The following is a 7742-nucleotide window of genomic DNA, read 5'->3' as shown; positions in this document are numbered from 1 at the left end:
GTGCTCGCCATCCTGCGCTATGCCGAGGGCGTGACGCTCGACCACCTCGCAGACATGACGGGCCTGGACTGGGCGGCCTGTTTCGAGGAAGACTTGGCGCCCGGCAGCGGCCCCGCCGATGCCGCGATCCTCGCCTGTCGTTTTCGCATGCTGGCCGCGCTGCTCGGCGCGCGTCTGCCGCCGGAAGGCCGGTTCGATTATCTCGCTGGCTGCACGGCCAGCCTTGGCGCCGCCCGGCACGCCTGCGCGCCGCGCGCCCTTGCCGGCCGCGTCACGTCCGGCGGCTGGACGCTCTCGCCCTACGACACGTCATGACGGCAGCGCGGCTCAGCCTGCGTTGATCCGGCAAGGCTCCGGCGACCGCGGCGGATTGCGCCACGCGGCGCGGTCGCGGTGCTGCGCCTCGTCCATGAGGCGACGTACGTGCCGCGCCTCGACGCGGTCGCTCGCCATCAGCATCCGCACGATCGGTTCGTCCAGCAGTTCGTCCAGTGTCGGTTCGCTTCGCATCTTCGGCCTCCAGGGCCCCCGCCGTCCGCGTCATAGGCCGAAGCGATGACTCCCTGATGTCGATCACGTGACGAAGTGTGGCCGCGGTTCGAGAGCGTTTGCCATGCCCGCGCCGTGCCGGCTTGCCGCAAACGGCATTTCCTGAAATCGTGCGCCCCGACTCACAGGCAGGAAGGAAGACCACGATGAAAACCCGCGCAGCCGTTGCCGTCGCCGCTGGCAAGCCGCTCGAGATCATGGAGGTGGACCTCGACGGGCCCCGCGCCGGCGAAGTGCTCATCGAGGTCAAGGCCACCGGCATCTGCCACACCGACGAGTTCACGCTGTCGGGCGCCGATCCGGAAGGCCTGTTCCCGGCCATTCTCGGCCACGAGGGCGCGGGCATCGTCGTCGACGTCGGACCCGGCGTCACCTCGGTGAAGAAGGGTGACCACGTCATCCCGCTCTACACGCCCGAGTGCCGCTCCTGCCCGTCCTGCCTGTCGCGCAAGACCAACCTGTGCACCGCCATCCGCTCCACCCAGGGCCAGGGCCTGATGCCGGACGGCACCTCGCGCTTCTCGATCGGCAAGGACAGGATCTTCCACTACATGGGTTGCTCGACCTTCGCCAACCACACGGTGCTGCCCGAGATCGCGGTCGCCAAGGTGAACCCGGACGCGCCCTTCGACATGATCTGCTACATCGGCTGCGGCGTCACGACGGGCATCGGCGCCGTCATCAACACCGCGAAGGTGGAGATCGGCTCGACGGCCGCCGTCTTCGGCCTCGGCGGAATCGGCCTCAACGTCATCCAGGGCCTGCGGCTCGCCGGCGCCGACATGATCATCGGCGTCGACATCAACAATGACAAGAAGGAATGGGGCGAGCGCTTCGGCATGACGCATTTCGTCAATCCGATGGAAATCGAGGGCGATGTCGTGCCCTACATCGTCAACCTGACCAAGCGCGGCGCCGACCAGATCGGCGGGGCCGACTACACCTTCGACTGCACCGGCAACGTCAAGGTGATGCGCCAGGCGCTCGAATGCGCCCATCGCGGCTGGGGCGAATCCATCGTCATCGGCGTGGCCGGCGCCGGCCAGGAAATTGCCACGCGGCCGTTCCAGCTGGTCACCGGCCGCACCTGGAAAGGCACCGCCTTTGGCGGTGCGCGCGGCCGCACCGACGTGCCGAAGATCGTCGACTGGTACATGGACGGCAAGATCCAGATCGACCCGATGATCACCCACAAGCTCACGCTCGACGAGATCAACAAGGGCTTCGACCTGATGCATGCCGGCGAGAGCATCCGCAGCGTCGTGGTGTACTGAACCGACGCCCTGCGGGGCGATCACGCCGGGAGGCGCGCCATGGAACTTCCGAGCCTTCAGAACCCGCTTCTTGCCACCTATGCGATCGCCGCCAGTCTGATGATCCTGAAGGCGGTCGCCATGTCCTGGCTGACCGTCATACGCATGGTGCAGGAGAAGGGCGGCTATCGCTCGCCTGAGGATCTGCGCAAGACCCCGCTCAACCCGAACCCCGACCCGACGCAGCTGGCGCCCAACGAACGCGTCGAGCGGGTCCGGCGCATTCACCTCAACGACCTGGAGAACATACCGTTCTTCCTCGTGTCCGGCTTCCTCTTCATCCTGACGGAACCGCCGATCTGGCTGGCCTGGCTGCTGCTCTACGGCTATGTCGTGTCGAGGCTCCTGCACTTCGCGGCCTATTTCACCGCCCAGACCCACGACATGCGCGCCACCTTCTGGACGGTGGGGTCGGTGATCCTGATCGTCATGACGCTGTGGACCCTCGGCGCGGCCATCGCGAGTTGACGGCGGCGGGGACACGCGACAAGGGCCTCGATCGGATGCCCGCAGGCAATCCTCCCCTCCGATGGAGGTCGACCGTCCACCGCGCGGAACTTACCCCGACGCTCGGCATTTCTGCTGACGAGAGCAAACGGGGGTTCATCATGTCGATCTGGTCCAGGCTGCCGCTGATGGCCGTAGGCGTCTCTCTGCTGGCGCTCGCCGCCTGCAGCGACGAGCAGAACGCGGCTCAGGCGCCACAACAGCCACCGGTCGCCCAGGCGCCCGAACCCGCGCCCGCTCCGAACCGGAACGACGATGCCCTCAACCGCATCGGCGAAGGTGCCGGCATGATTCTGGACGGCGCGGGCGACCTGGCGCGCGACGCGCGTCAGCGGACCGAGCGCCTGCTCGAGGATGCTGGACCGACCCTGGAGCGGGCCCGTGGCTATGCGCGCGAGCTCGGCGTGGTCATCAACGAACTGACCGAACGCGCGATGCGGGAGTTCGCCGCCGGCGTCGAAACGGTCGAGCGGCGGATCGAGGAATCCGAGCGGACGAGGCAGCCCGCGAGCGGCGACGCCGCAGCCGTCCTGTCGCCGTCCGCACAGTTGCGGGCCGACACGCGGGCCGCCGCACGCGCCGGTCCCGCGGGGGTCGGTCCTGCCTATGTGGGTGTCTGGGCCGGCGACGCCGCGTCCTGCGCGCGCATCGACGTCGATCCCGTGGAGATGATGGCCGTCATCACGCCGACGACGATCCGCCGGTACGAGGCGGTCTGCAACTTCACCGAAACGCCGCTCGTCGACGGATCCGCCAACCTTGTTGCCGCCTGCATCGCCGAAGGCGAAATGGAAGATCGCAGCATTTCGCTTGCGATGCCGCAGACGGACCGCCTGACCCTCGATGGTGCGGAGCTGGTGCGCTGCCACCTGCCCGAATGAGCTTCGCGCCCCGGCCTGGCCGCGCTACGCTGTGATCCGACAAGGAATCACGGCATGAACGCGAGACGGGCCCTCCAGATTTTCGTCGACGCCGACGCCTGCCCCGTCAAGGACGAGGCGGTGAAGGTGGCCGAGCGCCACGGCCTCGTCGTCACCTTCGTCTCCAATGGCGGGCTGCGGCCCTCGCGCGATCCGATGATCCGCAACGTGGTCGTCTCCAAGGGCGCGGACGCCGCCGATGACTGGATCGTCGAAAACGCCGTCGAGAACGACGTCGCGATCACCGCCGACGTTCCGCTGGCGGCGCGACTCGTGCCCAACGGCGTCCACGTACTCGGCCCGACCGGCCGTCCCTTCACGCCGGAATCGATCGGCATGGCCGTCGCCATGCGCGACCTCAGGCAGCACCTGCGGGAGACCGGCGAGGACCGCGGCTTCAACCGCAGTTTCACCCCGCGCGACCGCTCCGAGTTCCTGTCGGCGCTCGACCGGGTCGTCCGGCGGGCGTTGAACGCCAGCGCGAGCGGTTGAATGATCGCGCCGCGACCGATATCATTCCGATATCAGGCAGAGGTGACGTCATGGCCAGCATGGTTATCCGCAACATTCCCGACGACGTGCTGGAACGCTTCAAGCAGCGCGCGAGGGCCGATGGCAAGTCGGCCGAGCAGCTGGCGCGCGAGGTCATCGCCGAAAAGGCCGTGCCGTCGCGCGAGGAGTTGATCCGCGAAGCGGCGAGCATCCGTGCGCGATCCAAGCCAGTCGGCCTCGAAACGGCGTTGCGGATCATGCAGGAAGCGCGCGCCGAACGGGATGCGCGCCCCTACCTGCCGGATCTCGACGATGATCATTGACGCGAACTTGGCGACCTACTGGTACGTTCCGTCGCCGTTCAGCGGCTCAGCCTCGACGTATATCGGCCGTATCGATCTTGCCGCCCCGCAAATCGTGATGCCCGAGGCGGCCAACGCACTGCTGAAATACATGAGGGCGGGGCAGATTTCCGCGGATGTTCTCTTCACGGCGATCGATCACATTCCGAAAGTCATCACAACTCTCATAGACGACGCGTCCCTCACTGAGAGCGCGGCCCGGCTGGCATTAGCCCACAATCACAAAATCTACGACTGTCTCTATCTCGCGCTGGCGCTGCAACGCGGAGAGCCGCTCGCGACGGCGGACCGCCGCATGGCGACACTGGCGCGCCAACTCTCGATCGAAATCGAACTCGTCGAGCCCGATCCATGACACGTGGCCGCGGCGGTCAGTTTCGCCGTCAGGCTCGGCTATTGAAAGAGTAGCATGAAGACAATCTCCACCGCGAAATCCCACGGCGGCACGCAAGGGGTCTACGCCCACGCCTCCGAGACCTGCGGCTGCGACATGACCTTCGCGGTCTTCGTTCCGCCGCAGGCCAAGGACGGCCCCTGCCCGGTGCTCTGGTACCTGTCGGGCCTGACCTGCACCCACGCCAACGTGATGGACAAGGGCGAGTACCGCCGTATGGCGGCCGAGCTCGGCCTCATCGTGGTCTGTCCGGACACCAGCCCGCGCGGCGAGTCCGTCCCCGACGAGAAGGACGACTGGCAGTTCGGTTCGGGCGCCGGCTTCTATGTCGACGCGACAGAGGCACCCTTCGCCACGAACTATCGCATGTACTCCTACATCGTCGATGAGTTGCCGAAGCTGATCGCCGCGCACTTTCCCGCCGACATGACGCGGCAGTCGATTTTTGGCCATTCGATGGGCGGCCACGGCGCGCTGACCATCGCGCTGAAGAACCCGGACCGATTCGCCAGCTGTTCGGCCTTCGCCCCGATCGTGCATCCATCGACAGCCGACTGGTCGTCGAAGGCATTCGAGCGCTATCTCGGGCCCGACGAGGCCGACTGGCGTTCCTATGACGCCTGTCTGCTGATCGAGGACGGGCATCGCTTCGACGCCTTCCTCGTCGACCAGGGCAAGGCCGACGGTTTCCTCCAGGACGGGCTGCGTCCATGGCTTTTGGAAGAAGCCTGTCGTAAGGCCGGCATTCCGCTCACCTTGCGCATGCAGGACGGCTACGACCATTCCTATTTCTTCATCTCGACCTTCATGGACGATCATCTGCGCTGGCACGCGGCCCGCCTCGGCACGGGCGGAGGCGACGTGGAATGACGCTCGTCGCTCAGACTCCGGCCGGGAGGTTGGCATATGATCAAGAAAGACTCGTTTGAAGAGGACGTTCGAACCATGGCGGTCGTGACACCCATCCACAGGCGGCTCCCGGATCCCGACACGTTCGGTGGCCGGCTGTCGCGCATCCGCGACGCGCAAGGCATGAGCACGGCCGCTCTGGCGCGCCGCGTCGGCGTTCGGCAAAAGACGATCGAGCAATGGGAAAGCGACCGTTCCGAGCCCGGCGTCGAGCGCCTCGCCCTGCTCGCCGGAATCCTCAACGTCAATCTGGTCTGGCTCCTTCACGGCGTCGGCGACGCACCGACCGACGAGATCGGCCCCGATCCGCTGGGGGCCATCACCGTCCAGCTGGAGCGGCTGAAGCGCATGCACGAGGACACCGGGCGCATCATCGACCGGATTCAGCGCGAGCTGACACGGCTCGAGGAAGAACGCTGAGCACGAGCCCTGTCGGCATGCCGGCCAGCTGAACTGGCCTGCATGCTCGGACTGTCCTCAGGCGACCTTGTCGATCAGGGCGCGGATGGACGGATGGATCATCCGCGATTCGCGGCCGATGAAGGCCAGCAGCGCCTTCTCGTTGTCGTGGACGGTCCCGTCGCGCGTGATCCGGTTCACCAGCCACTCCGCCTCGGCGGCGTCGATGGCCTCGGCCTTTGCGTCAGCCGCCGCGCGCTCGCCATTGCGGAGGCGCCACGCCTCTTCGAGGCCGGACGACGCGCGATAGGCGTCGAGGATCCCCCTCGCGCCGGCCGAGGCCATCGAGCGGAAGAAACCGGCGACATCGATGCTCGTGTCATCGAGGAACGTCTCATGGCGCAGCGCCTCTTCGCGGCTCGGTGGCGTGTAGCCGGAGGCGCACATCACGAAGTTCGCCATCGCCTTGACGAAGAGTTCCGTCCATTCGGGATGGTTGGGCGCGCCAGCCGTGCGGTCGTTCAGGTCGAACAGGACTTCGGCCTCCTCGCGGCTGATGCCGATGCCCGCACCACCGCCGAAGGCGTAGAGAATTCGCCGAAGGAGATCGACTTCCGCCTTGCCGATGACGCCCGGAACGAGATGGCGTCCGTCCGGCATCCGCAGGACGCCGTCGACCACGACGTCCGCCACGCGTTCGAGCGCGTGGGCGGACAGGCGCGCCGGTGAGGTTCTGGCGCGCTCGAGAACGCCGATCAGCACCTCCAGCTCGTTTGCGGGGCTTGCCGTCCCGGCCGCCGTGATCAGCCACGCCGCGTTCGCGTCCGAGACGTAACCCGGCGGCACCTCCTGGTGCACCAGATAGTCGCTCACCGCCTCGACGAGGAAAACCGTCCATTCCATGCAGGTCGAGACGGCCTTGCCATCCAGCGAGAGCAGCCGCTCGGCTTCGGCCCGGGAGACCAGGCCGTCGGAGAAGATCTCCGCCCGCAGGCGCGCCACGTCTTTGGCGACGATGCCGCCCTGGGCAGCGGTCTGTTCCAGCGTTTCGTTCAGAATGCTCCTGCCCGTCATGTCCTTCACCCCGCTCGTCGACCAATCCCCCGAATCCCGAACAGAATATCCGGTCCGGCTTGAGGAATGGCGAAGACGGTTGGTTAGCGAACCTTTAGGACTGTTCCGCCGAACGGTGGCGCAGATCGGCAAGCACCGGCGGCAGCAGCCCCGGCAGATCTTCGGCGATCAGGCCTGGCCCGAAGCGGGCGCCAGCCTCGGCATGCAACCATACGGCGGCGCAGGCGGCCTCGAATGTGGGCATGCCCTGCGCCAGCAGGCCCGCCACGATCCCGGCGAGCACGTCGCCCGATCCGGCCGTCGCCAGATAGGGCGTTCCGTTGCCGTTGACCGCCGCACGTCCCGCCGGATCGGCGATCACCGTATCCGGCCCCTTCAGCACGACGACAGCCCGCGCGCGTCGGGCCGCATCGCGTGCCCGATCGAGCTTCGACGACATCCCGTCCGCCGCGAGGTCCGGAAAGAGGCGCCGGAACTCGCCTTCGTGCGGCGTCAGCACGGCTCCGGGCGCACCGGCAGGCGCCGATCGTCCCAGCGCATCGAACAGGGCACCCGGGCTGCTCTCGAAGGAGGTCAGCGCGTCGGCGTCAAGCACGAGGCGCAAGCCTCCCTCGCCTGCCAGGCCCGCGAGCGCGCCCACGAAGTCGATGCACCGACCACCCACGCCGAAGCCCGGGCCGATGACCGCGGCGGCCAGCTTGCGCGCGCGGGCGAAGGCGACGGCTTCATCCGCCGCGGCGCAGCGGCGCAGCATGATCGACGTCAGGTGCATGGCGTTGACCTGCATGGCCGCCGCCGGCGACAGGACGGTCACGGCCCCGGC

12 protein-coding genes are annotated in these 7742 nt (G+C 67.3%); 9 read left to right on the top strand and 3 right to left on the bottom strand.

What is annotated here, in order from left to right; genetic code table 11:
- Positions 1–315: hypothetical protein (locus tag EJC49_RS25815; RefSeq protein WP_170314825.1), on the top strand; the 315-nt coding region annotated here is incomplete at its 5' end.
- A 12-nt stretch (positions 316–327) separates the two neighbouring features.
- On the opposite strand, the gene EJC49_RS21620 is transcribed toward EJC49_RS25815, so the two are convergent.
- The gene (locus EJC49_RS21620; RefSeq protein WP_126702008.1) at positions 328–510 is read right to left on the bottom strand and encodes a hypothetical protein; all 183 of its coding nucleotides are present in this window, start codon (positions 508–510) and stop codon (positions 328–330) included.
- Between the two features lie 185 nt (positions 511–695).
- Between EJC49_RS21620 and EJC49_RS21615 the strand changes: the two genes are divergently transcribed.
- From EJC49_RS21615 to EJC49_RS21580, 8 genes are read left to right on the top strand one after another with little or no spacing between them, the layout of a single operon-like run.
- Positions 696–1823: an S-(hydroxymethyl)glutathione dehydrogenase/class III alcohol dehydrogenase gene (locus EJC49_RS21615; protein WP_126702007.1), complete on the top strand. Its 1128-nt coding sequence runs from the start codon at positions 696–698 to the stop codon at positions 1821–1823.
- A 39-nt stretch (positions 1824–1862) separates the two neighbouring features.
- Positions 1863–2330 (top strand): MAPEG family protein, encoded by a 468-nt coding sequence (locus EJC49_RS21610; RefSeq protein WP_126702006.1) that lies wholly within the window; start codon positions 1863–1865, stop codon positions 2328–2330.
- Entirely contained in the window at positions 2327–3250 is a 924-nt protein-coding gene (locus EJC49_RS21605; protein WP_126702005.1) for a hypothetical protein, read from the top strand. Before EJC49_RS21610 ends, EJC49_RS21605 begins: the two co-directional genes overlap by 4 nt.
- A 54-nt stretch (positions 3251–3304) precedes the next feature.
- On the top strand, positions 3305–3781 hold the full coding sequence (locus EJC49_RS21600) for a YaiI/YqxD family protein (protein ID WP_126702004.1): 477 nt from the start codon (positions 3305–3307) through the stop codon (positions 3779–3781).
- 50 nt (positions 3782–3831) lie between these two features.
- On the top strand, positions 3832–4104 hold the full coding sequence (locus EJC49_RS21595; protein ID WP_126702003.1) for a FitA-like ribbon-helix-helix domain-containing protein: 273 nt from the start codon (positions 3832–3834) through the stop codon (positions 4102–4104).
- On the top strand, positions 4094–4498 hold the full coding sequence (locus tag EJC49_RS21590) for a type II toxin-antitoxin system VapC family toxin (protein WP_170314824.1): 405 nt from the start codon (positions 4094–4096) through the stop codon (positions 4496–4498). The genes EJC49_RS21595 and EJC49_RS21590 overlap by 11 nt, the downstream gene beginning before the upstream one ends.
- A gap of 54 nt (positions 4499–4552) precedes the next feature.
- Complete coding sequence (gene fghA / locus EJC49_RS21585; protein ID WP_126702001.1) at positions 4553–5407, top strand: S-formylglutathione hydrolase; 855 nt, start codon at positions 4553–4555, stop codon at positions 5405–5407.
- Positions 5408–5443: 36 nt separating this feature from the next.
- A complete protein-coding gene (locus tag EJC49_RS21580; protein ID WP_245453513.1) occupies positions 5444–5866 on the top strand; it encodes a helix-turn-helix domain-containing protein in 423 nt (140 codons plus the stop codon).
- Positions 5867–5923: 57 nt separating this feature from the next.
- Here the strand turns inward: EJC49_RS21580 and EJC49_RS21575 are convergent, their stop codons facing one another.
- Both EJC49_RS21575 and EJC49_RS21570 read right to left on the bottom strand, forming a co-directional pair.
- Positions 5924–6919, bottom strand: a complete 996-nt coding sequence (locus EJC49_RS21575) for a hypothetical protein (protein ID WP_126702000.1) — start codon at positions 6917–6919, stop codon at positions 5924–5926.
- Between the two features lie 94 nt (positions 6920–7013).
- Positions 7014–7742 (bottom strand): ADP-dependent NAD(P)H-hydrate dehydratase (locus tag EJC49_RS21570; protein ID WP_148106323.1); only part of this gene is annotated, 729 nt, incomplete at its 5' end.

It is taken from the genome of Aquibium carbonis (assembly GCF_003970795.1).
Classification (GTDB): Bacteria; Pseudomonadota; Alphaproteobacteria; order Rhizobiales; family Rhizobiaceae; genus Aquibium; species Aquibium carbonis.
Note: the sequence above shows the minus strand (reverse complement) of the source record. Positions and strands in the feature narration are given on the sequence as shown.

Excerpts from the sequence above, each read along its gene's own strand:
- EJC49_RS21575 (WP_126702000.1), bottom strand. The coding sequence starts at position 6,919 with ATGACGGGCAGGAGCATTCTGAACGAAACGCTGGAACAGACCGCTGCC.
- EJC49_RS21600 (WP_126702004.1), top strand. The coding sequence starts at position 3,305 with ATGAACGCGAGACGGGCCCTCCAGATTTTCGTCGACGCCGACGCCTGC.
- EJC49_RS21610 (WP_126702006.1), top strand. The coding sequence starts at position 1,863 with ATGGAACTTCCGAGCCTTCAGAACCCGCTTCTTGCCACCTATGCGATC.
- EJC49_RS21615 (WP_126702007.1), top strand. The coding sequence starts at position 696 with ATGAAAACCCGCGCAGCCGTTGCCGTCGCCGCTGGCAAGCCGCTCGAG.
- EJC49_RS21595 (WP_126702003.1), top strand. The coding sequence starts at position 3,832 with ATGGCCAGCATGGTTATCCGCAACATTCCCGACGACGTGCTGGAACGC.
- EJC49_RS21580 (WP_245453513.1), top strand. The coding sequence starts at position 5,444 with ATGATCAAGAAAGACTCGTTTGAAGAGGACGTTCGAACCATGGCGGTC.
- fghA (WP_126702001.1), top strand. The coding sequence starts at position 4,553 with ATGAAGACAATCTCCACCGCGAAATCCCACGGCGGCACGCAAGGGGTC.
- EJC49_RS21590 (WP_170314824.1), top strand. The coding sequence starts at position 4,094 with ATGATCATTGACGCGAACTTGGCGACCTACTGGTACGTTCCGTCGCCG.
- EJC49_RS21620 (WP_126702008.1), bottom strand. The coding sequence starts at position 510 with ATGCGAAGCGAACCGACACTGGACGAACTGCTGGACGAACCGATCGTG.